The 24,856-nt window shown below is 66.6% G+C and carries 30 protein-coding genes and 1 tRNA gene; 11 read left to right on the forward strand and 20 right to left on the reverse strand.

Annotated elements, in window-relative coordinates; genetic code table 11:
• The first annotated feature begins 196 nt into the window (after positions 1-196).
• From recQ to VG561_RS07355, 5 genes are all read left to right on the forward strand, one after another.
• Positions 197-2,002: a DNA helicase RecQ gene (gene recQ, locus VG561_RS07335; RefSeq protein ID WP_032958973.1), complete on the forward strand. Its 1,806-nt coding sequence runs from the start codon at positions 197-199 to the stop codon at positions 2,000-2,002.
• Between the two features lie 204 nt (positions 2,003-2,206).
• The gene (locus VG561_RS07340) at positions 2,207-2,590 is read left to right on the forward strand and encodes a CopL family metal-binding regulatory protein (RefSeq protein WP_049406146.1); all 384 of its coding nucleotides are present in this window, start codon (positions 2,207-2,209) and stop codon (positions 2,588-2,590) included.
• 75 nt (positions 2,591-2,665) lie between these two features.
• On the forward strand, positions 2,666-4,477 hold the full coding sequence (locus VG561_RS07345) for a copper resistance system multicopper oxidase (RefSeq protein ID WP_262092994.1): 1,812 nt from the start codon (positions 2,666-2,668) through the stop codon (positions 4,475-4,477).
• Positions 4,474-5,484 (forward strand): copper resistance protein B, encoded by a 1,011-nt coding sequence (locus VG561_RS07350; RefSeq protein ID WP_423179500.1) that lies wholly within the window; start codon positions 4,474-4,476, stop codon positions 5,482-5,484. Before VG561_RS07345 ends, VG561_RS07350 begins: the two co-directional genes overlap by 4 nt.
• Positions 5,485-5,565: 81 nt before the next feature.
• The gene (locus VG561_RS07355) at positions 5,566-6,078 is read left to right on the forward strand and encodes a GNAT family N-acetyltransferase (protein ID WP_111206107.1); all 513 of its coding nucleotides are present in this window, start codon (positions 5,566-5,568) and stop codon (positions 6,076-6,078) included.
• 78 nt (positions 6,079-6,156) lie between these two features.
• Here VG561_RS07355 and VG561_RS07360 read toward each other — a convergent pair whose 3' ends face one another.
• Positions 6,157-6,462, reverse strand: coding sequence for a zf-TFIIB domain-containing protein (locus tag VG561_RS07360; RefSeq protein WP_111206108.1), 306 nt, complete (start codon positions 6,460-6,462; stop codon positions 6,157-6,159).
• Between the two features lie 149 nt (positions 6,463-6,611).
• Here VG561_RS07360 and VG561_RS07365 point away from each other — a divergent pair, with 149 nt between their 5' ends.
• Both VG561_RS07365 and VG561_RS07370 read left to right on the forward strand, forming a co-directional pair.
• Complete coding sequence (locus VG561_RS07365; RefSeq protein WP_111206109.1) at positions 6,612-7,379, forward strand: type II CAAX prenyl endopeptidase Rce1 family protein; 768 nt, start codon at positions 6,612-6,614, stop codon at positions 7,377-7,379.
• Positions 7,380-7,471: 92 nt separating this feature from the next.
• Positions 7,472-7,894: a response regulator gene (locus tag VG561_RS07370; RefSeq protein WP_111206110.1), complete on the forward strand. Its 423-nt coding sequence runs from the start codon at positions 7,472-7,474 to the stop codon at positions 7,892-7,894.
• A gap of 8 nt (positions 7,895-7,902) precedes the next feature.
• Here VG561_RS07370 and VG561_RS07375 read toward each other — a convergent pair whose 3' ends face one another.
• The 7 genes from VG561_RS07375 to VG561_RS07405 form a co-directional block, all read right to left on the reverse strand.
• A complete protein-coding gene (locus tag VG561_RS07375) occupies positions 7,903-8,841 on the reverse strand; it encodes an alpha/beta hydrolase (protein WP_046432083.1) in 939 nt (312 codons plus the stop codon).
• 84 nt (positions 8,842-8,925) lie between these two features.
• Positions 8,926-9,789, reverse strand: a complete 864-nt coding sequence (locus VG561_RS07380) for an alpha/beta hydrolase (RefSeq protein WP_100450488.1) — start codon at positions 9,787-9,789, stop codon at positions 8,926-8,928.
• A gap of 49 nt (positions 9,790-9,838) precedes the next feature.
• Positions 9,839-10,303, reverse strand: coding sequence for a lysis protein (locus VG561_RS07385; protein WP_262092991.1), 465 nt, complete (start codon positions 10,301-10,303; stop codon positions 9,839-9,841).
• 3 nt (positions 10,304-10,306) lie between these two features.
• Positions 10,307-10,843: a glycoside hydrolase family protein gene (locus VG561_RS07390; protein ID WP_134809198.1), complete on the reverse strand. Its 537-nt coding sequence runs from the start codon at positions 10,841-10,843 to the stop codon at positions 10,307-10,309.
• A complete protein-coding gene (locus VG561_RS07395; protein WP_014038210.1) occupies positions 10,840-11,037 on the reverse strand; it encodes a hypothetical protein in 198 nt (65 codons plus the stop codon). Before VG561_RS07395 ends, VG561_RS07390 begins: the two co-directional genes overlap by 4 nt.
• Positions 11,038-11,162: 125 nt before the next feature.
• Positions 11,163-11,591 carry a hypothetical protein gene (locus VG561_RS07400; protein WP_014038211.1) on the reverse strand — a complete coding sequence of 143 codons (429 nt, stop codon included), beginning with the start codon at positions 11,589-11,591 and terminating at the stop codon, positions 11,163-11,165.
• Positions 11,581-11,841 carry a transcriptional regulator gene (locus VG561_RS07405; RefSeq protein ID WP_423179501.1) on the reverse strand — a complete coding sequence of 87 codons (261 nt, stop codon included), beginning with the start codon at positions 11,839-11,841 and terminating at the stop codon, positions 11,581-11,583. Before VG561_RS07405 ends, VG561_RS07400 begins: the two co-directional genes overlap by 11 nt.
• Before the next feature lie 85 nt (positions 11,842-11,926).
• Between VG561_RS07405 and VG561_RS07410 the strand changes: the two genes are divergently transcribed.
• Positions 11,927-12,433, forward strand: coding sequence for a hypothetical protein (locus tag VG561_RS07410; protein ID WP_041863715.1), 507 nt, complete (start codon positions 11,927-11,929; stop codon positions 12,431-12,433).
• A gap of 88 nt (positions 12,434-12,521) precedes the next feature.
• A complete protein-coding gene (locus tag VG561_RS07415) occupies positions 12,522-12,755 on the forward strand; it encodes a hypothetical protein (RefSeq protein ID WP_032958956.1) in 234 nt (77 codons plus the stop codon).
• 605 nt (positions 12,756-13,360) lie between these two features.
• On the opposite strand, the gene VG561_RS07420 is transcribed toward VG561_RS07415, so the two are convergent.
• Positions 13,361-14,305 (reverse strand): aromatic alcohol reductase, encoded by a 945-nt coding sequence (locus tag VG561_RS07420; protein WP_142235263.1) that lies wholly within the window; start codon positions 14,303-14,305, stop codon positions 13,361-13,363.
• Positions 14,306-14,447: 142 nt separating this feature from the next.
• Here VG561_RS07420 and VG561_RS07425 point away from each other — a divergent pair, with 142 nt between their 5' ends.
• Positions 14,448-14,804, forward strand: a complete 357-nt coding sequence (locus VG561_RS07425; RefSeq protein WP_233614865.1) for a winged helix-turn-helix transcriptional regulator — start codon at positions 14,448-14,450, stop codon at positions 14,802-14,804.
• Positions 14,805-15,100: 296 nt separating this feature from the next.
• Here the strand turns inward: VG561_RS07425 and VG561_RS07430 are convergent.
• Positions 15,101-15,176, reverse strand: a tRNA-Lys gene (locus VG561_RS07430).
• Positions 15,177-15,353: 177 nt separating this feature from the next.
• Here VG561_RS07430 and VG561_RS07435 point away from each other — a divergent pair.
• On the forward strand, positions 15,354-16,310 hold the full coding sequence (locus VG561_RS07435) for a DUF2268 domain-containing protein (RefSeq protein WP_262224795.1): 957 nt from the start codon (positions 15,354-15,356) through the stop codon (positions 16,308-16,310).
• Between the two features lie 142 nt (positions 16,311-16,452).
• Here VG561_RS07435 and queC read toward each other — a convergent pair whose 3' ends face one another.
• The 10 genes from queC to ruvB all read right to left on the reverse strand — a co-directional run bounded on the left by queC (position 16,453) and on the right by ruvB (position 24,856).
• Complete coding sequence (gene queC, locus VG561_RS07440) at positions 16,453-17,118, reverse strand: 7-cyano-7-deazaguanine synthase QueC (protein ID WP_032958954.1); 666 nt, start codon at positions 17,116-17,118, stop codon at positions 16,453-16,455.
• Positions 17,119-17,196: 78 nt separating this feature from the next.
• On the reverse strand, positions 17,197-17,898 hold the full coding sequence (queE, locus tag VG561_RS07445) for a 7-carboxy-7-deazaguanine synthase QueE (RefSeq protein WP_032958953.1): 702 nt from the start codon (positions 17,896-17,898) through the stop codon (positions 17,197-17,199).
• Positions 17,899-18,096: 198 nt separating this feature from the next.
• On the reverse strand, positions 18,097-18,915 hold the full coding sequence (gene ybgF, locus VG561_RS07450) for a tol-pal system protein YbgF (protein ID WP_049406165.1): 819 nt from the start codon (positions 18,913-18,915) through the stop codon (positions 18,097-18,099).
• Between the two features lie 3 nt (positions 18,916-18,918).
• Complete coding sequence (gene pal, locus VG561_RS07455; RefSeq protein WP_014648158.1) at positions 18,919-19,437, reverse strand: peptidoglycan-associated lipoprotein Pal; 519 nt, start codon at positions 19,435-19,437, stop codon at positions 18,919-18,921.
• A gap of 64 nt (positions 19,438-19,501) precedes the next feature.
• Positions 19,502-20,821 (reverse strand): Tol-Pal system beta propeller repeat protein TolB, encoded by a 1,320-nt coding sequence (gene tolB, locus VG561_RS07460; protein ID WP_014038220.1) that lies wholly within the window; start codon positions 20,819-20,821, stop codon positions 19,502-19,504.
• A gap of 285 nt (positions 20,822-21,106) precedes the next feature.
• The gene (gene tolA, locus VG561_RS07465; protein WP_014648159.1) at positions 21,107-22,162 is read right to left on the reverse strand and encodes a cell envelope integrity protein TolA; all 1,056 of its coding nucleotides are present in this window, start codon (positions 22,160-22,162) and stop codon (positions 21,107-21,109) included.
• Positions 22,152-22,580, reverse strand: coding sequence for a protein TolR (tolR, locus tag VG561_RS07470; protein ID WP_423179502.1), 429 nt, complete (start codon positions 22,578-22,580; stop codon positions 22,152-22,154). Before tolR ends, tolA begins: the two co-directional genes overlap by 11 nt.
• Positions 22,581-22,604: 24 nt before the next feature.
• A complete protein-coding gene (gene tolQ / locus VG561_RS07475; RefSeq protein WP_005410752.1) occupies positions 22,605-23,384 on the reverse strand; it encodes a protein TolQ in 780 nt (259 codons plus the stop codon).
• Between the two features lie 10 nt (positions 23,385-23,394).
• On the reverse strand, positions 23,395-23,826 hold the full coding sequence (ybgC, locus tag VG561_RS07480) for a tol-pal system-associated acyl-CoA thioesterase (RefSeq protein ID WP_423179503.1): 432 nt from the start codon (positions 23,824-23,826) through the stop codon (positions 23,395-23,397).
• Positions 23,816-24,856 carry a Holliday junction branch migration DNA helicase RuvB gene (gene ruvB / locus VG561_RS07485; protein ID WP_014648161.1) on the reverse strand — a complete coding sequence of 347 codons (1,041 nt, stop codon included), beginning with the start codon at positions 24,854-24,856 and terminating at the stop codon, positions 23,816-23,818. Before ruvB ends, ybgC begins: the two co-directional genes overlap by 11 nt.

The raw sequence follows: 24,856 nt of genomic DNA on the forward strand, positions 1-24,856 counted from the left end.
GCTCGATGGCGCCATGGATGGCGCCATCGAGCCCCCAAGGACGGGTTTACGGCGTGTCCTGCAAGCCCACACCGCCCCGCCCAATAAGCAGACAGCCCAGAGCCGGCTGTTGCCTTTGACGTTGCACTGGCTTGCAGGAGGTGCAGGGCGCAGCCCTGCCGAACCCCTACCCCTCCCTCCGGGGTAAACTAACCGGATGGCTTCCCGTCCCGCGCACGACCTGCTCCAACGCGTCTTTGGTTACGACGATTTCCGTGGTCCGCAGCAGGACATCGTGGAGCATGTGGCTGCCGGTCACGATGCCCTGGTGCTGATGCCCACCGGCGGCGGCAAATCGCTGTGCTACCAGGTCCCGGCCCTGCTGCGTGACGGTTGCGGCATCGTCATCTCGCCGCTGATCGCGCTGATGCAGGACCAGGTCGAAGCCCTGCGCCAGCTCGGCGTGCGCGCCGAGTACCTGAATTCCACCCTGGATGCCGAGACTGCCGGCCGCGTCGAGCGCGAACTGCTCGCCGGTGAGCTGGACATGCTCTATGTCGCTCCCGAGCGGCTGCTGACCGGTCGCTTCCTGTCGCTGCTGTCGCGCAGCCAGATCGCCCTGTTCGCCATCGACGAAGCACACTGCGTGTCGCAGTGGGGCCACGACTTCCGCCCGGAATACCGCCAGCTGACCGTGCTGCACGAGCGCTGGCCGCAGATCCCGAGGATCGCGCTGACCGCCACCGCCGATCCGCCAACCCAGCGCGAGATCGCCGAGCGCCTGGATCTGCAGGAAGCACGCCACTTCGTCAGCTCCTTCGACCGCCCCAACATCCGCTACACCGTGGTGCAGAAGGACAACGCCCGCAAGCAGCTGACCGACTTCCTGCGCAGCCACCGTGGCGAGGCCGGCATCGTCTACTGCATGTCGCGGCGCAAGGTCGAGGAGACCGCTGAATTCCTCTGCGGCCAGGGCTTCAACGCCCTGCCCTACCACGCCGGCCTGCCGCCGGACGTGCGCGCGAACAACCAGCGCCGCTTCCTGCGCGAGGACGGCATCGTGATGTGCGCCACCATCGCCTTCGGCATGGGCATCGACAAGCCGGACGTGCGCTTTGTCGCGCATACCGACCTGCCCAAGTCGATGGAAGGCTACTACCAGGAAACCGGCCGCGCCGGTCGCGATGGCGAGGCCGCCGAGGCCTGGCTGTGCTACGGCCTGGGCGACGTGGTGCTGCTCAAGCAGATGATCGAGCAGTCCGAGGCCGGCGAAGAGCGCAAGCAGCTGGAGCGGGCCAAGCTCGACCATCTGCTGGGCTACTGCGAATCCATGCAGTGCCGCCGCCAGGTGCTGCTGGCCGGTTTCGGCGAGACCTACCCCCAGCCCTGCGGCAACTGCGACAACTGCCTGACACCGCCGGCCTCGTGGGACGCGACCATTCCGGCACAGAAGGCGCTGAGCTGCGTCTACCGCAGCGGCCAGCGCTTCGGCGTCGGCCACCTGATCGACATCCTGCGTGGCAGCGAGAACGAGAAGGTGAAGCAGCAGGGCCACGACAAGCTCAGCACCTATGCGATCGGTCGCGATCTGGATGCGCGCACCTGGCGCAGCGTGTTCCGCCAACTGGTCGCCGCCAGCCTGCTGGAAGTGGACAGCGAGGGCCACGGCGGCCTGCGCCTGACCGACGCCAGCCGCGACGTACTGACCGGCCGCCGCCAGATCAGCATGCGCCGCGACCCGGCCAGCAGCACCAGCGGGCGCGAGCGCAGTGCGCAGCGTACCGGGCTGTCGGTACTGCCGCAGGATCTGGCGCTGTTCAACGCCCTGCGCGGCCTGCGTGCCGAACTGGCCCGCGAACAGAACGTGCCGGCGTTCGTGATCTTCCACGACAGCACCCTGCGCAACATCGCCGAACAGCGCCCGACCAGCCTGGATGCACTGGCACGGGTCGGCGGCATCGGCGGCACCAAGCTGAGCCGTTACGGCCCGCGCCTGGTCGAGATCGTGCGCGAAGAGGGCTGACGGTATCGCGTTGCCGCGCTGCGCGGCCGCCGGGCATGGTCCCAACGGCACGCGGGCGCCCCGGTCGAGCCGAGCCCACGCTCGGCTGCCCCTGCGCGAACAGCAGCCGAGCGCGGGCCCGGCTCCACCTTGGTGCAGCTCCAACCTTGAACCGGCCATTCAGCCGGAAGTGCATCCGCGCCCGCTTGCGGCTAGATTAGCGCCATGTCCCTGGCCTCGACCCTGCTTCGTGTCGTGCTCATGCTCAGCCTGTTGCTCAACGGGCTGAACGCGGCCATGGCCAGCGGTCATGAAGAAATGGGGCGGATGGCACACGCCGTCGCGGCCGCCGCAGCTGGCGGTGACGCCGACTGCCACCACCACGCCGGCATGCAGGCCGACCCGGCCCCGCAGGCCAAGGCCTCCGCCCACGACGCCCACTGCCAGATCAAGGACTGCGTGCGCAGCTGTGCCCAGCACCCGTTGCTGGTGGTGCAGCCGTTGCCGTTCATGGCCGGCCCGGCGCTGTCGCTGGCCCCGCAGCCGATGCCGGCCACCGGCCGTCCGGCGCCGCCGCTGCCGCCGATCTCACGCCCTCCCATCGGCTGATTCCACATGCACCGTGCGCCCTGCGCACCGTAGCCGGCCACCTGCCGGCGTCTTTACGTGTCTGGAGTCACCACCATGAATACCCGCATTCCCCCCGGTCCGGGCGCCGTGCCCATGCCGTCGCGCCGCCTGTTCGTGCAGGGCCTGGCCGCCGGCGGCGTGGTTGCCGGCATCGCCGCCGTCGGCGTACCACAGCGCGCGCTCGCCGCCGCCACGGCCACCCCGCGCCTGGCCGGCGCCCCAGCCGTGCTCAGCGACACCCGCATCGAACTGGCCATCGGCGAATCACTGGCCAACTTCACCGGCCGCACCCGCCCGGCGATCACCGTCAATGGATCGCTGCCGGCGCCGATCCTGCGCTGGCGCGAAGGCCAGACCGTGGACCTGTTCGTCCGCAACACGCTGGAACGCCACCCGACCTCGATCCACTGGCACGGCATCCTGCTGTCGGCCAACATGGACGGCGTGCCCGGCCTGAGCTTCAACGGCATCGGCCCCGGCGAGACCTACCACTACCACTTCCAGCTGAAGCAGTCGGGTACCTACTGGTACCACAGCCACTCGATGTTCCAGGAGCAGGCCGGCCTGTACGGCGCGCTGATCATCGATCCGGCCGAACCGGCGCCGTACCGGCACGACCGCGAGCACGTGATCATGCTGTCCGACTGGACCGACATGGATCCGGGTGCGCTGTTCCGGCGCATGAAGAAGCTCGCCGAGCATGACAACTACTACAAGCGCACCCTGCCCGACTTCCTGCGTGACGTGAAGCGCGGGGGCTGGTCAGCCGCGCTGTCCGACCGTGGCATGTGGGGGCGGATGCGGATGACGCCGACCGACATCTCCGACATCAACGCCCACACCTACACCTACCTGATGAACGGCACCGCCCCGGCCGGCAACTGGACAGGGCTGTTCCGCAGCGGCGAGAAGGTGCTGCTGCGTTTCATCAATGGCGCCTCGATGACCTACTTCGATGTGCGCATTCCCGGCCTGAAGATGACCGTGGTCGCCGCCGATGGCCAGTACATCCATCCGGTCAGCATCGATGAGTTCCGCATCGCTCCCGCCGAAACCTACGATGTACTGGTCGAGCCCACCGGCCAGGACGCGTTTACCATCTTCTGCCAGGACATGGGCCGCACCGGCTTCGCCGCCGGCACGCTGGCGGTGCGCCATGGCCTGCAGGCGCCGATTCCCGAGCGCGACCCACGCCCGTTGCTGACGATGAGCGACATGGGCCACGACATGGGCAGTGGTGGCCACGGCGGCCACGACATGGCCGCGATGAAGGGCATGGAGGGCGGCTGCGGCGCCAGCATGGGCCACGGCGCGCCTGCCGGTGGCGATACCGCCAGCAAGGCGCCGAAGCACCCGGCCAGCGAGCGCAACAACCCGCTGGTGGACATGCAGAGCTCGGCCACCGAACCGAAGCTGGACGACCCCGGCATCGGCCTGCGCGACAACGGCCGCCAGGTGCTGACCTATGGCGCGATGCGCAGCCTGTTTGAGGACCCCGATGGCCGCGAGCCCAGCCGTGAGATCGAACTGCACCTGACCGGGCACATGGAGAAATTCTCCTGGTCGTTCGATGGCATTCCGTTCGCCAGCGCCGAACCGCTGCGGCTGAACTACGGCGAGCGCATGCGCATCGTGCTGGTCAACGACACCATGATGCAGCACCCGATCCACCTGCATGGCGTGTGGAGCGATCTGGAGAACGCGCAGGAGGAATTCCAGGTGCGCAAGCACACCATCGACATGCCGCCCGGCACCCGCCGCAGCTACCGCGTGCGCGCCGATGCGCTCGGCCGCTGGGCCTACCACTGCCATCTGCTGTACCACATGGAAGCGGGCATGATGCGCGAAGTGAGGATCGAAGAATGAGCCGCTCACTGCTTTCCCCCAGCCTGCTGGCCCTGGGCCTGGCCGCCGCATTGCCGGTGTTCGCGCAGTCGCACGCCGGGCATGACATGGCCGCGATGGATCCGCCCGCAAAGACCGCCAACGCGCCGGTCGAACAGGCCGATCATTCGAAGATGGATCATTCGAAGATGGATTCGGGCGCCACAGATCATGCCGGCATGGATCACTCGAAGATGGACCATGGCGCGATGCAACCGGCGGCGATGGACCATTCGCAGATGGACCACGGGGCAATGGGCCATGCCACGCCCGCGCCCACCGAACCGCGCGACCCCATCCCGGTGCCGTCCGATGCCGATCGTGCCGCTGCATTCCCACCGATCGCGCACGGCGCGATGGAGCATGCGCCGGAGATCAACAGCCTGCTGCTGATCGACCGCCTCGAACATTGGGACGGCAAGAGCAGCAACGGCCAGGCCTGGGAGGCCACCGGCTGGATCGGTGGCAACATCAACCGCCTGTGGCTGCGCACCGATGGCGAACGCCGCCGCGGCCGCACCGAGTCATCGTCGCTGGAAGCACTGTATGGCCGCAGCGTGTCGCCGTGGTGGGACGTGCTGGTCGGCGTGCGCCAGGACTTCCGCCCGGCCGACTCGCGCACGTGGGCGGCCATCGGCATCCAGGGGCTGGCACCGTACAAGTTCGAGAGCTCGGCCACGCTGTATATGGGTTCCGGCGGCCAGGTGCTGGCCAAGGCCGAGGTCGAGTACGACGTGCTGCTGACCAACCGCCTGATCCTGCAGCCGCTGCTGGAAGCCACCGTCGCTGCCAGGGATGAACCGGAGTACGGCATTGGTCGCGGACTGAACAAGGTCGAAGCCGGGCTGCGCCTGCGCTATGAGTTCAGCCGCCGCTTTGCGCCATACATCGGCATCAGCCACGAGCGCACGTTTGGCGACACCGCCGACTACGCCGGCGACCACGCGCGCGACACACGCTGGGTGGCCGGCGTGCGCATGTGGTTCTGAGCAGCGGCTCGTGCGCAATGGCCAGCCCCGGCAGCCGCCGGGGCCGGCTACACTGCGCCACGTTCCAGTGCAGGCACCGCCATGTCGTTGCAGATCCGCCGCGCCACCCTTGCCGATGTCGACGCCCTGTCGGCGATCGCCATCACCACCTACACCGAAACCTGGGGCGACTCGTACCCCGCGCAGGAGCTGCATGATTTCCTGCAGGCGCACTACAGCAGCGAACCGCAGCGCACTGAACTGTCCGACCCACGCAGTGCCATCTGGCTGCTGATGGACGGCGACGCCGTGGTCGGCTACCTGGCCGCCGGTGCCAACACCCTGCCGCATGCCGATGCACGCGAGGGCGACATCGAACTGAAGCGGTTCTACATCCTGGCCGCACACCAGAACGGCGGCCATGGTGCACGCCTGATGGACGCGTTCATGGCCTGGCTGGACCAGCCGCGGCGCCGCACCCTGTGGGTGGGCGTATGGGAAGAAAACTTCGGCGCGCAGCGCTTCTACGCGCGCTATGGCTGCAGCAAGGTCGGCGAGTACGACTTCATCGTCGGTGATACCCACGACCGCGAGTTCATCCTGCGGCGGCCGTGATCATGCAGCCCATGTAGCGTCGAGCCATGCTTGGCCAGGGGCCGCAATATCCAGTCGAGCATGGCTCGACGCTACAAACTAGAAATCGAACAGTTCCGACAGGAAGCTGTCCTTCTTCTTTTTCTTGTAGCCCTGGCCCCGGTTGTCCTCGTAGCGCTGGCCGAGGTGGCGGGTATCACGGTGCATCACCGGTGGCGGCGACGCCGGCTGAGCCAGCACGGGCGCTGCCGGCGGTACGGCCGCACCGGCGCCTGCGCGCTCGATGATCTTGTCCAGCTCACCACGATCCAGCCACACGCCGCGGCAACTTGGGCAGTAATCGATCTCGATGCCGTGGCGTTCGGCCATCTGCAGCGTCTGGGTCTTGCACACGGGGCACAGCATCGGTATTGCTCCTGTCGGTCTGGTTTCGACTGTACCTGCACCGCGATGACTGTGCGGCAACGCGTGACCGATGGCACAGGGACTTCCGGCGCGTGCCCACATGCGTACCGCGCGGCACACTGCGCCCTTGTTCCGCAGGGAATGCGTACATGACCGTGTTGTCCCGCCTGCCCACCACCGCGCGCCTGTTGCTGGTGCTGCTGGGTGTCGGCCTTGGCCTGAACCTGCGGGATATCGCCGCGGCCATCGGCACACCGGTTCCCGCACTGCCCATCCCCTATGGCGGTAGCCTGTTGGACAACGCGCTGGCGGTACTGGTGGCACTGCTGCTGGCCGCGCTGCTGCGGCCCCGTGACATGGGCCTGATGGCCAGCTTGGGACTGCGCGGAAACGGCTGGGGCGGCCCGTTGTGGGTGCTGCTGGCCAGCCTGCCCTGCTGGCTGGGACTGGCGCTGCTCGGAACTCCGAACACGGCACTGACTGCGCTGGATGCCACGATGCTGGCCGCGCTGTTCCCGCTGGCCGAGGAAGTGCTGTTCCGTGGCCTCGGCTTCGTGCTGCTGGTGAAGATCGTGCGCGGTCCGTGGCCGTTGCTCGCGCTGCCGCAGGCACTGCTGTTCGGCATGGTGCACTGGCTCGGCTTCGGCGGGTTCGACGGCGGCGGCATCGCACTGTTCATTGGCGCGGTGATCGCGCTGGGCGGCTTCATCTTCGCCTGGCTCGACCACCTCGACGGCGACACCCTGTGGTGCGGCCTGGTCCTGCATGTTTCGATGAACCTTGCCTGGAATGTGTTCAGCCTCGATGACGCCATCGCATTGGGTTGGCAGGCCACCGGCCTGCGCATCGGCACCGCCCTGCTCGCAGTGGTGGTGCTGGCCTGGCACGTGCGGCTCAGGCGCCAGAGAGGCCTGTAACGCCCGCTTAGCTTGCCGTGCACGTCGGGATCACTACCGGCTTGCGCATACTTGCGCGCCTTTTCACCGTTGCTGTCCGGAGTTGTCGCGTCATGTTGCTGTCCAAGCGCCACGTTGAACCCCGCGTCCTGCTCATCGAGGACGCCGAGGAAACCCGCGAGCTGAGCCGACTGGCGCTGGAAAGCCAGGCCTGCCACGTAGTGGGCGTGAGCTCTGCCGAAGCGGCGCTGGGCCTGCTGGCGGCCGGTGAGCGTTTCGACCTGCTGTTCACCGACGTCAATCTGGGTGCGATCAGTGGCATTGAAGCCGCCAACCGGGTCCGCAGCCTGTATCCCCAGCTGCCGATCCTGGTGACGTCGGGCATGGACCAGCACCAGGTGCTGCCGCAGCTGCGCGACGGCATCCATTTCCTGCCCAAACCCTACAACATGAGCGAGCTGCTCGACGCCATCCGGCTGTGCTTCCGGCACGCCGATGCGGGCGTATTGACCGGGCCGGACGCACAGGCGGCCTGAGGCACTCATCAACCGCTGCTGTACGGCCCGGTACCCGGGAACACCTTCAGCAGCGCGCGGGTGATCATGTCCGGGTAGACGGTGAAATGGTCCTCGCCGTCGATCACCATGTTCTCCACCTTCAATGATCGCCCGCTGCTGCGCAGCTGCTCGGCGAACTCGGCGTTGTGGCGCAGCATGTCGTTGCGGGTGAAATAGCGCGGCTCCGGCTTGACCGTTTCGAAGCTGCCGATCGACAGCACCACCGTGGTCGGCTGCGCAGGCGCCTTGGCTTCGGCCAGCATGCGCGGCACCCGATGGTTGTCGAACCACAGCGACGGGCTGGACAGGATGTAGCTGCGGAACATGTCCGGGCGCGTGGTCAGCACGTAGGCGCCGAACAGGCCGCCATAGGAATGACCGGCATAGGCTCGCCGCGCCGGATCGGTGCGGTAGCGCGCATCGATCAGCGGCAGTACGCGCTCGGCGAGGAAGTCGCGGTAATGCGCGGCGCCGCCGTAGCTGACGTCGTCGCTGTAGTCACGCGGATCGGTGCGCGCCGGATCGCTCGGCGTGTAATCCCGCGAGCGGCTCTGCCTGGAGGTCAGGCCTTCCTGCGGCGGCAGCCCGACCAGGATGAAATCCTCGATGTTGACGCCCTTCTGCCCGACCAGGTTGCGCACGCTGCGCACCAGCGGGAAGCTGTACAGCGCATCGGTCACGTACAGCACCGGATAGTGCTTTTCCGGATGTGCGGCGTAGTCGGCCGGCAACGCCACCCAGATCGGGTAATCGCGTCCCACCGGGTCGTGCACGCGCAGCGCCTCGGTATCCGGCAGCACCACGCCCTGCGCGGCGGTGGCCGCGCTTTCCTTCGCTTCATCCGGAGTTGCCGGTGGCGCCACCGACATCGCACAGCCCCCCATGGCCAGGCAGGCCGCCACACTCCATCCACGCACACGCTGCATCCACACTCTCCCGTTGCGGGCGACGCACCCGGGTGGCGTCGCTACCGCATCCTCACACGTCGCGCGGCGCCGCGCCACGCGCGGTCAGGGCGAGGCCGGCGGCGGCGCCGGGAACAGTGTGCGCAGCGCCTGCAATGCGGCCGGGTGGTAGACGGTCGCGTGGGTTTCCTCCGGCAGCGGCAGGTACTTCACCAGCGGCGACGGCGAGGCCTGCTGCAGCAGCGCGGCCAGTCGTGCCGTGGAGGCGGCCAGTTCCGGTTGCCCGCTGCTGGCCAGGAACACGTGCGGCTGTGCACGCGTCACCGCCGGCAGCTGCCGGGATGCTCCGGCCAGCATCGCACCACGGTTCCACCACAGGCTGGGGTCCAGCGCGATATAGCTGTTGAACAGCGTCGGCTCCTGCAGCAGCGTCTCGACCACGAACAGGCCAGCCAGCGACTCACCGATCAGCGCACGCTCGTCTGTGGTCGGGTAGCGCTGGCGTACCTGCGGCATCAGTTCATCGCGCAGGAAGCTGCGGTAGGCCGCCGAGCCACCGATGCGTGGCGCGATCTTCTGGTCCTGCGGGTCGCTGCTGGGGCCGGTCATGTCGCGGCGGCGCTCGGTATTCTCGATGCCGACCAGCAGGAACGGACGCATGCTGCCATTGCCGGTCAGCACCTGCACCAGCCCTGCCACATGCAGGAAATCCTCGCCGATGCCGCCATCGGCCATGTACAGCACCGGCAGCGGCGCCTTCGGATCCAGGCCCCAGGGCTGCGGACGATAGACATTGATGCGGCGGGTCTCGCCCAGTGCCTTCGACTGCACGGTGAAGGTCTCGCCGATCACCAGTGGTGCGGCCGCAGCGGTCGATGCCGGCGGTGCTGCCGGCACGGTGGGAACAGCTGCGAGGCCCGGCCCTGCGGCGGCCAGCAGGATCAGGGCGGAGAGAGCGACGACGCGCATGCGAACTTCCATTTTCGAGAGGACGGCCAGCATAACTGCGCCGGCGCCCTCAACGGCGATCCAGTTCGATCACGGCCTGGCAGGCACGGAGCTGGTCGTCGGCATCGCGTCCGATTCGAACAAGCGCTGCCGCAACCTCTGCTCGTAACTGGGCGCCCGCATCACGTTCGCCGGTGCGGGCGGCGGCTTCGGACAGACGGCCGGTATGGCAGGCGGCGAGGTCGTCGCGCAGGCGGAGAGTGCCAGCGCGCAGGGCAGCCACCACATCGGCATCCACCTCGGCCGCGCGCTCACGATCCTGTTCATGTTGTTCCCCCAGTGAGGCCATCGCCTCGCTCCGTTCTTCCTGATCCCGGCGCAACCGCCGTTCGGACTGCACCGCGCCGGCGTGTTGCTCCGCATCGGCACGCGCCATCGCGAGGTCGCTGCGATCACCGCGCCAACGCCAGCCAGTCATGAACATCAGCAACGACCACAGCAGCAGCGACGCCATCACCACCAGCATGCGCGGCATGGGTCACTGCTCCGCCAGGCAACGCGCATGGCGCTGCTGCTGGCGCTCCCACACTCCCCAGCACACGGTGTTGGGGCGGCCGTCGATGCGGGTTGAACAGTCGTAGCCCCCTGCCCGCCTCCACAGCAGCAAGGCATCGCAGGCCTGGTGATACTCACCCTGCAGCAGATGCCGGCGCATCGACGACGCGCGCCAGTTGCCGATGCCGTACTGGTAGAGGAAATCGACATAGACGTCGTACTCGCCCTGGCTGAGCGCCACACCGGGCAGCGACGCGCGGAACTCCCCTTCCTCCCTGGCCAGATGAGCCTGCACGGCATGCAGCGCGCGTACTGGCGTGGTGCGGTCGCCCAGCCTCACCGGCGTGCCATCCTCGCGAACGGTCGAGCCGAAGCCATAGGTGGGCCGGTCATTGCGCGTGGGCACCACTGCGGCGTCGGTGTATCCCTCGCGGTCAACGATGGCGATCAGGCCCGCAGCACTCAGCGCAAGCGCGGCGACCAGGCTGCGTACCGGCAATGTACTGCCGGGCCGGCTCATTCGCGCTCCCTGCGGCGCCATTCGCGCAGCCAGCGCCAGCCCAGATAGGCAATCTGCGCCGCCAGGTAGATGATGGTGAGGACCACGACCAGGCGGTCCAGGGTGATGCCGGCTGCAAGCGCACCGGCGACGGTAACCGGCGGCGCCGACTTGATGGCCGCCGCGCCGGCCGTGCTGATGATTTCTTCTTTCATGATGGGTCCTGGAGGGAATGCAGGCCGCGTCGCATCGACGTGGCCCGAAGAGGTGCCCGCCCCGCTGCCGGCTCGGCACGAGGGTTGTTCCGGTCGGGAGGCGGGCGGAAGATCGGTTCCGCCGCTCATGCGGCCTGGGCGATGCCCTCCATCCAGCCACGTACGCGCTGGAAGCCAAGTTCGACCAGGTTGAGGTAATGCCGGTTGGATACCGGCCGCTGCCCGCTGTTGGCCAGCAGCAGATTCGCCGTTTCGAATCGTTCGACCTTGCGTCGGCCACGCCCGCAGTAGTAGCCGCGCAGCGCACAGGCCATCGCCACGTTGTCACGCGCGACCGCCGTGATGATGTCTTCGATCTGCTGCGCCAGCTGATCGGTTTCCAGAGGCTTGTAGCCCTGGGCCCGCCCCGGCATGTCACCACGATGCTCGATCAGCACCGCCAGCAGGTTGCGCGACTGGAAGCCGAGGTATTCGCAGTCGCGATGCAGCGCATATTCGCCGCCCCAGTGCTCCAGGCGGCTGCGGACATACTCACCGAACGTATCAAGCTGCATGGGTGGCTTCTCCTTTGACGGCCGACGGGGCCGGATCGAACACATCCGGGCGCAGGGATTCGCGGCGCACGGCGCCCGCAGTGGCCAGCTCGATGCGCCGGCACAGGCGCGCGCCGGGCAGCTTGTGGCCGCGGGCGATCATGTAGAGGGTCCGCAGCGCGCAGCCGGTCTGGTGGGCCAGGCGGCGCATGACGGGACAGCTGGGGGTGCCGTAGCCCCCTTGGGAGATGGCGTAGTCGATGAGGTTCATGGGCCACACATTACTGCCACGGTAATGGATAGTCAATACCGTTTTGGTCATTTGCTGGATTGGTAATGCAGCGCACCATCTACAGATGGACGCCAGTACCGCTCGCACCCTCAACATGCGCCTCCGCGTGGCCGCCGCCGGCGGCCCGGCCGAGTGGGCCCGCCTGTACGGTGGCACCCGCTGGGCCCAGCCCCAGGTCAGCCAGTGGATTTCCGAGAGCAACCCGAAGAGCATCGGCCATCGGCTTGCGCGCGATCTTGAATCAGTGATGCAGCTTCCACATGGAACGCTGGATCGCGTCGATCAGGACGGAGACGTGTCGCTTCAGTCTCAATCTACGGGACTGGATTTCGAGAAAATGAGCGCTGCGGTCAAGGTGCTTTCGCACTACCTGGAGCTGGTCGGCGATCCACCGGAATGGATCTACGATCCCGTGCTGCTGGAGACCGCATTCATGGTCGTGGACGAGTTCGGTCAGCCCTCTGCACCGGACAATGTGCTCGACCTGACGAAGCTTCTGGCAAGACGGATCAGGGAGGCAAAGGATGACTCACACGCGACTCGAGGAGCTCGCACAGCGGTTGGCCGCTAGGACCCAGGAACTGCGCGGCGAGCGCACCCCGGCGCCGGCATTGCGGGTGGTGGCGGGAGACGCACATGGGGTCCGCGGGGAGAGGCGCATGGACGCGATCATGCGCGAGTGGCATTGCCGCATGATCCGCAACGTACGCCGACGCTGGGGCGAACCCATGCAGCATGTGATCGACCAGGCATGTTGCGGTGTGGTCAACATCGAGCAGCTCGCCGACGACGCACTGATCCAGTTGCACAAGGACATGGAGCGCGCGGAGGAGTGCATCCGCGAGGGCATTTCCTTCCACGATGCCGGGCTGTTGCGCGCGCATTACGGCTGACAGCGTCCCTGGCCGGCCGGAAACGGCCGGTTCTGATGAGATCAATTACCTGAAATTACCAATATTTTTACCTTAAAGGTAATTTTTAAGGTGAGCGACGCGGGGGCAGCAGCGACGGAAGCGGGTGCGCGGAGCGCCGCTTCCCCGCACCCGCTGCCAGCGGGCGCCGGGGAGTCGATAGCACCTGCAACACCGCATCGTTGCAGCGGCGCTTCCCCCATTGCGGAAGTGCTTTGAAGGAAGCAACAAAAAAGGCGCCCCTTGGGCGCCTTGATCGTCAATGCAATGGTGGGCCGTGAAGGATTCGAACCTTCGACCAAAAGATTAAAAGAAGGCTGGCGCTTCCTTTGAAAACAACCGGTTGCGCCGCTCTATTTTTCCGCCCATCGAGCGTGGAACCATTGCAGGTCCTAAGCTCACTCGACCATTTTTCCGGCGTCTCAAGCGGTATGCACGGGATCCACGACCAAGACTCCACCGTTTGACGTCGGTTGCCGAGCCGTTGGCGAACTGGTGTGCCGCGACGTACAACCATCGTGAGCGTGCGGTCGGGAACGGCAATGAGAAGGCGCCCAGTAGGCGCCTCCTCACAATCCAGCGGCAAATCAGGAGCCCTGCACGTTGGAATCCAGCCACGCCTGCACGCCCTGCAGCTCGGCCCCGACCTTCGCATTGAAGGTTCGCTCCACATCCCACGCAACGCCCCTCCCTTGGGCAAAGGCCGCGCGATACTTCTTTATCATGTTGCCCGGGTCGTTAGCCAGTTCCTGCATGAGCTGGGGTACACCCCAGATCGTCAGCTCGAAAGGTTCGCCGAACGCCTTCTGCAGAATATCCGGAAGGTCGCCGTAGTGGATGGTGTCACCTGCCAGATACACGATCTCGTTGCGGATCGCAGGTGTGTGGAACACGATGCGCGCTGTCATTGCGCCGATATCATCCGGCGTGGTCAAGGTGACAGCGTTGCTCGCCGAGCCCAGGGCGTTCACTTTATGCCCAATCAGGTCGACCACGCCGAAGTCGGGCTCGAAGAGGTAGCTGGTGAACATCCCAGTGGAGATGATCACCCAATCCATCGCAGTCTGCGAACGAAGATACTCGCGCACGTCCAGCTGGGCGTCGAACAGATCCTGGGGGCCACCGCGCCCAATGGCATCGAAATCGACACCGAACTGCCAAGGGAAGTAGCGGGGAATACCAGATTTCACCGCCGCACGCGCGACCTTCATTGGCGTATCGCGGCCTGCGGCATAGCCGGTGCATCCAATCACTGTGTCGAACTGCGCGAAGGTGGCCGCCAACGCTTCTACTGATTCAGTTACCAGATCGCCAGCAACGATATTCACCCCCAAGGCGCGGATTTCATCGACCACCCGCTGCTTCTCCGGCAGTTCTGAGTCGATCGACGTCGCCCGTAGCATCACACTGATCCGTGTGCCTGGATGACTTACGGCCAAACGTGCAAGGTTCCGGATGACAGGCATTCCAAGCTCGCCTGCGCCGAGCACCAGGATCGACCGAGAGGGGGTAGTGCTGATATGAGATGACATGGAAATCGCCTTGTGTGTGTACGATGGCGGCGATTCTGCTCACCTAATGGCCCATACGTAAGAAGGCACATCGATGATACCGACCGCACCATTCATGAGTCCGGAAGAACTCCTAAGGCACTCTCAAGCCATATGCGACGGGATGAGCGAGGACGAAGATGGACTGCGCCGGGAGGTTCTAGCGCACGCTGGTAGCCGCTGGTCCCTGGGTATCATCCATGCGCTTGGCGTGTATGGAACGCTGCGTCACGCCGAGGTCGCTCGACGGATGAAGGGGATCACCCAGCGCATGCTTACGCGCACCCTCCGGCAATTGGAACGTGACGGGTTGATCAGCCGGCAGGATTTCCGCGAAGTACCGCCACATGTGGAGTACAGCATCACAGCGCTGGGCAAGGACCTTCTTGTACTGATGATTCCCATGTGGACATGGGTAGTGGCTCATGCGGAGGAATTCCGCCAATGTCGGCAGAATTTTGATTCTTCAGACGGGAAATGAAGATGTAGGCCAGCAGCGGCGCAGGCAGGTAGCTTCACCCACTGGGGGGATGCTCCAGCACGTCATCACCGAGGTATTCGCGTCGGTCACATCCGACGCCAAGCGTTTGGCCTTGTGTGGGCTACAACATCGGGGCGTCACCGAAGGCCCACAAGACCGCATGTGGTCACGTCACCGAAGAGATGCGCCGGTGGTTCAACCGCCTCATAAGCCGCACGTGCTCGAGCGTGGAACCACTTAATTTTTCCGGAAATATGAAAAAGGGGCCGCAAGGGCGCCTAAGTCATTGGTGCAATTGGTGGGCCGTGAAGGATTCGAACCTTCGACCAAAAGATTAAAAGTCTTCTGCTCTACCGACTGAGCTAACGGCCCGATGCATCGCCCGGCCTTTCGGCGGGGTCCGCATTCTACCCTACTTTGCCGGGTCGCGCGAAGTACAGGGGTGTTGCGTGTCCCGGCCAGCGGCCGGCACTACCCGGTCGGGTCAGCCCGCTTAAACCTTCCGGGCCTTCCACGCATCCCATCCATGTTCACCACCCGGAGCCACGGATGCGCTTTTCCAGCTATCTGATCGCCATCCTGCTGTTGCCCTGCACAGCAGTGGCCTCGCCGTCCCAGGTCGTCACTGACGACATCGCCCGCTTCTGGGCCACCTATGACGCGGTGCGCGCCGAGCCTGATGCCGAACGCCGCGTGGTGCTGGTCCAGCAACGCTACATCGATCCCGGCAGCCCCGGACTGCATGCACTGATGCAGGTCCGCAACTACACGGCCCGCGAATACGCCGAGGCCATGCAGTCATGGCCACGCTTCTGGACTTCGGTACGGCCGTTGACTGCGAACGCGCAGCAGGCCAGCGCCACGCTGGACCGGGACCTGGACGCGTTCCGCGCGCTCTACCCTGCACTGCGTCCGGCCACCATCACCTACGCGATGGGCGTGCTGCGTACCGGCGGCACCACGTTGGGCGACAAGGTGTTGATCGGGGCGGAGATGGCGCTGGGCGATGAGCGCGTGGACGTAAGCGAGCTGCCCGAGCCGATGCGCGGCCGCCTGCGGATCTTCTACGACAGCCGCCCCGGTGCGAACAACGCGCAGAACAACCTGCACGAGTACGTGCATACCCAGCAGCGCGAGACCACCGGCAGCCTGGCCCAGTACGCAGTACGCGAAGGCGTGGCCGAATACGTGGCAGAGCGCATCAGCGGTCGCCGTCCGGCACTGCCGCTGTACGCCTATGGGCCCGCGCACGAGGCACAAATCCGCACGCGCTTCCTTGCCGAGATGCACGGTGACAGCCTGGACAACTGGCTGTACAACAGCGCGCGCAATCCGTTCGGGGTGAGTGATCTGGGCTACTACGCCGGATACCGCATCGCGCAGGAGTACATGCGCCAACAGACCGACGAGGGGCCCGCCATCGCGCGGATGATCGAACTGGACTACGCCGATCCGGACGCGGTGCGCGGCTTCATCGAGGCATCGGGATGGTTGCAGGCCCGGTAGGTCAAGGAGTGCGAACCAACGGTTCGCACCCACCGAGAGGGGGGCGGGCGCACCCACCGAGAGGGGGCGGCTTGCACCCACCAAGAAGGGGCGGTTCGCACCTGCAGTGAAGCCGGCCAGCGGCCGGCTCTACCATACGCGGTCAGGCGTACAGCGTGGGGTCGGGCACGCCGGCCTCGGCAAAGCCCTGCGCGCGCAGGCGGCAGGCATCGCAATGACCGCAGGCGGCGCCGTGAGCGTCGGCGTTGTAGCAGGACACGGTCAGGCCGAAGTCCACGCCCAGGCGCACGCCTTCGCTGACGATCTGGCCCTTGCTGAGGAACTGCAGCGGTGCGTGCACCTTGATGCCCGCACCTTCCACGCCCGACTTGGTGGCCAGGTTGGCCAGCGCCTGGAACGCCGCCACGAACTCGGGGCGGCAGTCCGGGTAGCCGGAGTAATCCACGGCGTTGACGCCGCAGAAGATGTCGTTGGCGCCAAGCACTTCGGCCCAGCCCAGGGCCAGCGACAGCATGATGGTGTTGCGCGCCGGCACATAGGTGACCGGAATGCCGGCACCGCCGGCCTCCGGCACGTCGATGTCGTCGGTCAGTGCCGAGCCGCCGATGCTGCGCAGGTCCACATCCACGGTCTTGTGCGCGACCACGCCCTGGGCCTTGGCCACGCGGGCGGCAGCGTCCAGTTCGGAGGTATGGCGCTGGCCATAGCGCACGCTCAGGGCATGCACGGCGAAGCCCTGTTCCTGGGCCATGGCGATGACGGCGGCTGAATCCATGCCGCCGGAGAGAAGCACGACTGCCTTCTTCATGGGAAAAACATCCGGTTGGGAGGGGAAAGCCAGCACGCTGTCCCGCGCCGGAGTTACATCAGGGAACGCTGCGCCGGCTCATCGGCCCGGCTCGTCGTTCCACAGGATTTTATGCAACTGCATCTGGAAGCGCACCGGCAGCCGGTCTTCGACAATCCAGTCGGCCAGCTGCCGCGCGGTGATCTCGCCCTTGCTGGGCGAGAAGAACACGGTGCAGCGCTGCACCAGGCCGTGCCCGGCGACCATCGCCTTGGCCCAGTCGTAATCCTCGCGGTTGCAGATGACGAACTTGATCTGGTCGCGGGCGGTCAGCAGCGGCAGGTTTTCCAGGCGGTTGCGGGCGGCTTCGGCCGAACCCGGCGTCTTGATGTCGACGACGCGCGACACCCGCGGGTCCACCGCGCTGACGTCCAGCGCACCGGAAGTTTCCAGCGAGACGTCCATGCCGGCATCGCACAGCTTTTCCAACAGCACCAGGCAGCGCTTCTGCGCCAACGGCTCGCCACCGGTCACGCAGACGTGGCGCACGCCCTGGGCCAGCACCTCGGCCACGATGTCGTCGATATCCCACCAGGTGCCGCCGTGGAAGGCATAGGCGGTGTCGCAGTACTGGCAACGCAGCGGGCAGCCGGTCAGGCGCACGAACACGGTTGGCCAGCCGGCGGTATCGGCTTCGCCCTGCAGCGAGGTGAAGATCTCGGTGATCTTCAGGCGTGGCAGGGGCGACTGCACGATCTCACTGGGCGTGGCGGCGGCGCTGGACGGAGTAACGGCGGTCATGGCGGGTACTTCTTGGTGGGACACGTGGCGGGTGGGCTACCGTGGCCGGTAACGAACGCAGCCGAGCATGGCTCGGCTCTACGAAAACAACCGGGCAGACAGGGCCCGGCGCTGCCGGATCCGGGCGGGTTTGCCGAACCGGAAACGAAAGCAGCCGAGCGTGGGCTCGGCTCTACAGGGCACCTATTGTACGCCGGGTCAGCGGATCTGCTTGCCGAGGCGGATGGACTGCAGACGGTCCTGCGCGGTGCGCGCGGCGTCCGAGCCGGGGTACTGCGCCACGACGGCCTCCAGCGTCTGCTGGGCCTGGTCGACCTTGCCCTCGCCATACTGCGAGAGGCCGACCTTGAGCAGGCCGCCGGCGGCCTTGTCGTGGGTCGGATAGCGCGAGAGCAGTTCGCGGAACTGGGTCTCGGCCATCGGGAAGTTGCGGGTGGCGTAGTAGCTCTCGCCCAGCCAGTACAGCGCGTTCGGCGCGTAGACGCCGTTCGGGTACAGCTGCAGGAAGCTCAGGAACAACTGCGCCGAATCATCGTACTTGCCGGCCTTCAGCGAATCGAAGGCGACGTTGTAGGAGGTGCGCTCGTCGCCGGTGGCGGCAAGACTGCCGGCATCACCGTGGACGGAAGGCGGCCGCTCGGAAGTGGCCGCCGCTGCGGGTTTTGCCGGGGCCGGTGCGGCCTTCGGCGCGCTCGCCGGAACGGGCGGCAGGGCCGGGGCGGCATTGCCCCCTTCCAACCGGTTCAGGCGGCTGTCCAGATCCAGGTACTGGTCCTGGGCGGACTGCTTGAGCTGGGCGTTGTCGTGCTGCAACTGCTCGATCGAGGCCTGCAGGCTGGTGACCTGCTGCCGCAGCTGATTGATCTGGTTCAACAGGTCCTGGTTGGCGCTGTTGTTGTACATCTGCTGCTCGAGCGCGCCGACACGGTCGGCCAGGCTCTGTCGCTGTGCATGCGCCGGTGCGGCAGCCACGAGGGCTGCCGCAACGACCAGCATCAGTTTGATGCCAATGCGCATGGATTACTGCGCGGTGTAGACGATTTCGACGCGACGGTTCTGCGACCAGCAGGACTCGTTCGACTCGGTGCAGACCGGACGCTCTTCACCGTAGGACACGACGGTCAGCTGCGAAGCCGAGCCACCGTTGGCCTGCAGGGCCGAGTTGACGCCGTTGCCACGACGCTCACCCAGAGCCTGGTTGTACGCGCGCGAACCGCGTTCGTCGGTGTGGCCCTGCAGGGTGATGCGCGAGGACGGACGGTCACGCAGGTACTTGGCGTGGCAAGCCATGATGGCCTGGAATTCCGGCTTCACGTCTTCCTTGTCCAGGTCGAAGTAGACAACGCGCTGGCGCAGGCAAGCGTCGGTGTCCAGGTCGCCCGGGCCGTACAGGCCGGAGGTCGACGGACCGGTCGGGGTGGTGGTGGAGGTGCCGGTGTCAACCGGGGTTGCCGGCTCTTCCTTCACCTTCTTCGAGCAACCGGCCAGGACGGCCACAGACAGCAGGGAAACAAGCAGAACGCGGGTGGACTTGTTCATGGCGATACCTTTGTGGCTCCTAGGCCGATGAGGGGTTCAAGACAGCGAAAATATTAACACTCTTTTAGCGCTGGGTACGGTATGGGGACCATGCCGGTTCGCGCACATCTCCGTCAGCCAGAACCAACCGCTGGCGCACGCGCGCATCGGCGGAAACGGCGTACAGCACACCACGGCCACCCTCGCGGGCGGCGTACAACACCATGCTTGCGTTGGGCGCAAAGCTCGGAGATTCATCCAGCGAACCCGGGGACAGCGTGCTCCAGCGGGGCGAACCCAGCGAGCTGTCCATCATCGCGATCTTGTAGCTGTTGCCCGAGCCCTGCGCAACGGCGATCTTCTTGCCGTCGTAGGACACCGAGGGCTTGGCATTGTAGTTGCCCTGGAAGGTCACGCGCTCGGCACTGCCGCCACCGGCGCCGACCTTGTAGACCTGCGGGCGGCCGCCGCGGTCGGAGGTGAAGTACACCGCGCTGCCATCCGGCGCCCAGGTCGGCTCGGTGTCGATGGCGAAGTGGTTGGTCAGCTGGGTCAGCTGCTTGCTGCCCAGGTCCATCACGTAGATTTCCGGGTTGCCCGAACGCGACAGGGTCAGGGCCAGCTTGCGGCCATCGGGTGAGAACGCCGGGGCGCTGTTGATGCCGCGGAAGCTGGTGACCAGTTCGCGCGCACCGGTGCCGATGTTCTGGATGTAGATCGCCGAATTGCCACGCTCGAAGCTGACGTAGGCCAGCTTGCTGCCATCCGGGCTCCACGACGGCGACAGCAGCGGCTCGGCCGAACGCACGATGGTCTGCGGGTTGTAGCCGTCGGAGTCGGCCACCATCAGCGCATAGCGCATGGCATCGCCCTTGCCGCTGGCGGTCACGTAGGCGATGCGGGTCCAGAAGGCGCCGCGCACGCCGGTGATCTTCTCGTAGATGGCGTCGGCCATCTGGTGGGCGACGTCGCGCATGGCGTTGCCACGGGCGGTCATCGCCAGGCCCAGCAGGCGCTCGCCCTTGGGCACGTCGAACAGTTCGTACTCGACGCGGTAGGCACCGGCACCGGCATCGAGCACGCGGCCGACCACGATGTAGTTCTGCTTCAGCGCGCGCCAGGTGGCGAACTGGATGTCACCGCCACGCACGGGCTTCTCGACGATCTGCGCTTCCGGCAGCGTGCGGAACTGGCCCGAACGCTCCAGGTCGGCGCGGACCACGCCGGCGACGTCGGTCTGCGGAGCGGCCGACGAACCCTGGTAGGGCATCGGCACGATGGTGATCGGCAGGGCGGAGGCATTGCCGCCGATGATGTCGATATCCAGCCCCTTCTGCTGCGCGACGGCAGCAAAGGGCAGCAACAGGGCCGCAAACACGGCAAGCCAGCGAGGCATCTTTTTCATGGAGCGCTCAATAGGGGGAAACCGGAACGAGGGATAACAAAGCGGGAGTGAACCGCTTCGCAATCATGAACCAAGGGTACGTGAATTCCGGGTCAGTTCCAGCCCGTCCTCTCACGCACCGTTAACGTCGTGGCTAACATCGCACCTGCCTGCCCCGGTCACGCCGCCCCTCGGGGCGGTGTTCGACAGCAGCCTGCAGCCTGCCCGGCCGAAACCGAGCACGCCAGAGGCAAGCGCGACATCCGTGGGCAGGAGTGGCCCGAGGCCACCCCTGCCCTGCCCGCCTCAGCGATCCTGGGCGGTAAAGGTGAAGTTGAGCGTACGCGCGAACACCGACTCGAAGCCGCGGTACGGCAGTGGCTGCGCATTGAGCACCGCGGCCTCGATCGAACGCTTGCCGGCCTCGTCATAGGGGCAGTTCGGGCTGACCTTGGCCTGCATCACCGTGCCGCCCGGAATCTGGGTGATGGTGATCTGGCAACGCTGGCCCAGCGGCACCGTATCCGGGCGCACCCACTGCGACAGCACCTTGGCCTGGATCGCTGCGGCGTACTTGGCTGAAAGATCGTCGCTGTTGCCACCACCACCGGCCGCCGGCTGGGAAGCGCCGCTGGAGCCGGCAGCGGCACTGCCTGCGGCATTGCGCGCGGCGGCGACCTCGCGCAGCTTCCGCTCGGCCAGCTTGGCTTCCTTCTCGGCCTGCTCGCGGCGGGCACGGATCTCGGCGATCTTCTTCTGCTTCTCGGCCTCGGCCTTGTCAGCCGCGACGCGCTCCTGCTCGGCCTGCTTCTTCTTCTCGTCCGCTTCCTGCTGCTTGGCCAGGCGCAGCTTCTGCTCCGCTTCTTCCTGGCGCTTGCGTTCGGTCAGGTCGATCTGCTCCTGGCGGCGCTTGGCTTCCTGTTCCTGCTTGGCCTTCTCCTGCGAGATGGCCAGTGCGCTCACCGCTTCCTGGTCCTTGGTGTCCGGCTGCGCAACACGCTCCTGCGCCTGTTGCTGCTGGGGCGTGGGCGCGTCCTGCGGGCGCGGCTCGGGAATCGGCTGCGGCGGCGGAATGGTGTCTTCCGGCACCGGGATCGGCTCGGCGACCGGCGGCGGCAGGTCCTCCAGCTTCTCTGACTGGCGCAGCGCCTGGCGTGCGGCGGACGCCTCGGAGGCGGACAGCGCCAGGCTGGCCTCGACCGAGGGGTCGCCAGCGGCGGCATCGGTGTTGCGCTGGGGCGACCACAGCCAGGCCACGATGAAGACCAGCGCGACCAGCAGGTGCACCAGCAACGCCAGCGCCAGGGGCAGACCCCAGCCGGGTTCGCGCTGATGCGGGGGTGGCAGGGCGTCAGCGTGCATCGGTGGCCAGGCCTACCTTGTCTACCTTGGCGCGCTTGATCACGTCCATCGCGGTAATGACCTTCTCATAGGCCACGGCGCGGTCGGCGGCGACGATCACGCGCACGCCCTTGTCCTGGGCGGCGATGCCGGCCAGGCGGCCTTCCAGTTCCTCGGCCGACACGGCGGCCGGCTCCTTGGCGTCGGGCAGCTTCAGGCTGAGCTGGCCGTCCTGGCGCACCGAGACGATCACCGGGTCCTGCTTGCTCTCCAGCGCCTTGGCGTTGGACTGCGGCAGGTCGACGTCGAAGCTCAGGGTGAGCAGCGGTGCGGTGACCATGAAGATGATCAGCAGCACCAGCATGACGTCGATGTAGGGAACGACGTTGATTTCCGATTTCAGCTTGCGGCGCTTGCGGCGACCGATGGCAGCGGACATGGCTTGGACTCCCGGGTCAGGCGCTTACTCGTCGCCAGCGCTCTGGCGCTGCAGGATGGAGCTGAACTCTTCGGCGAAGGTCTCGAACCGCACCGACATGCGCTCCACGCGGGTGGTGAAGCGGTTGTAGGCCCACACCGCCGGGATCGCCACGAACAGGCCGATGGCGGTGGCGAACAGTGCCTCGGAGATGCCCGGCGCGACGGCGGCGATACCGGCCTGGGCACCGCTGCTGATCATGTCGTGCATGGTCACCATGATGCCGAACACGGTACCGACCAGGCCCACGTACGGGGCAGTCGAGCCGATGTTGGCCAGCAGCTCCAGGTTGCGCTCGAGCTGGTCCACTTCACGGGTGTAGGTGGTGCGCATGGCGCGCTGCGCGCCTTCAAGCTGCGCACGGCCATCCAGCCGGCGCTTGTCGCGCAGGCGGGTGTACTCGCGGAAACCGGCTTCGAAGATGGCTTCCAGGCCGGTCACGCTGCGGCTGCGGTCGGTGGCTGCGCTGTACAGCTTGCCCAGGTCGGCGCCGGACCAGAAGCGGTTCTCGAACTCGTCGGCTTCGCGGGTGGCCTGCTTGAACACGCGGGCCTTGCGGAAAATGATCACCCAGCTGACGAACGAGCCGACCAGCAGCAGCAGCACGATGATCTTCACCGGCAGGCTGGCCTTGGCCATCAGTTCGAGGTAGTTGATGCCGCCGCCGGTGGTGGCCTGGGCAAGGGTCTGTGTCGCGGCGTTGCTGACGTCGGCCGGCAGTGCCTCGGTGACCGTGGCCTGCAGGGCCAGGAGCGTTGCGATCATCCGTTGTTCCTCAATGTTCGGATTCGGGGTGGAGGTGGGGTTGCAGCACGGCAAGGACGGCATCGTCCATGCCACGCGGGCGGAAACTGGCCGCTTCCAGTGCGGCGATGCGGACCTGCGCGGACAGCAGCAGCTCGCCGTCGCGCAGGATCTGCTGGTCGAAGACCATGCTGGCCTTCTTCAGCTGGACCAGGCGGGCAGTCACCTGCAGGGTGTCATCCAGCCGTGCCGGCCTGATGAAATCCATCTGCATCGAGCGCACCGCGAAGACCATCCCGTGCTCGGCGCGCATGCGCCCCTGGCCGTAGCCGAGCGCACGCATCCATTCGGTCCGGGCCCGTTCCATGAAGGCCACGTAGCGGGCGTGGTAGACCACGCCACCTGCGTCGGTATCTTCCCAGTAAATGCGTGTCGGCCAACTGAATCGGGGCTCAACCGACATCGGGAACCTCCGCGAACAGGTCCTGTGGCGGGTTCTTCGGCTTCAGGCCCATGTGCCGGTAAGCCTTGTGGGTGGCCATGCGGCCGCGCGCGGTACGCACCAGGAAGCCCTGCTGGATCAGGTACGGCTCGACCACGTCTTCCAGCGTGCCGCGCTCTTCGGACAGCGCCGCGGCCAGCGATTCGATGCCGACCGGGCCGCCGTCGAAGTAGTCGACCAGGGTCTTGAGCAGGCGCCGGTCGAGCTCGTCGAAGCCCTCCGGATCGACCTTGAGCATCTTCATCGCGGCCTGTGCCACTGCCTCGTCGATGTGGCCGCCGGCCTTCACCTGCGCGTAGTCGCGCACGCGGCGCAGCAGCCGGTTGGCGATGCGCGGGGTGCCACGCGCGCGCCGCGCGATCTCGCCGGCGCCGTCGGCGGTGCAGTCGATGCCGAGGATGGTGGCCGAGCGGCGCACGATCCGGGTCAGCTCCTCGACGCTGTAGAACTCCAGGCGCTGGACGATGCCGAAGCGGTCGCGCAGCGGCGCGGTCAGCAGGCCGGCGCGGGTGGTGGCGCCGATCAGGGTGAACGGCGGCAGGTCGATCTTGATCGAGCGGGCCGCCGGGCCCTCGCCGATCATGATGTCGATCTGGAAGTCTTCCATCGCCGGGTACAGCACTTCCTCGACCACCGGCGACAGGCGGTGGATCTCATCCACGAACAGCACGTCATGCGGCTGCAGGTTGGTCAGCAGCGCAGCGAGGTCGCCGGCCTTCTCGATCACCGGGCCGGAGGTCACGCGCAGGGCCACGCCCAGTTCGTTGGCGATGACGTGGCTGAGCGTGGTCTTGCCCAGGCCGGGCGGGCCGAAGATCAGCACGTGGTCCAGCGCATCGCCACGCGCCTTGGCCGCTTCGATGTAGATCTCCAGCTGCTCGCGCACCGGGGCCTGGCCGAGGTAGTCGGCCAAGCGCCTGGGGCGGATGCTGGCGTCGGCGGCGTCATCCTCGCGGGTGGCGCCGGCGCCGATGATGCGGTCGTCGGTCAT

Source organism: Stenotrophomonas sp. CASM110 (genome assembly GCF_049384345.1).
GTDB classification, from domain to species: Bacteria; Pseudomonadota; Gammaproteobacteria; order Xanthomonadales; family Xanthomonadaceae; genus Stenotrophomonas; species Stenotrophomonas muris.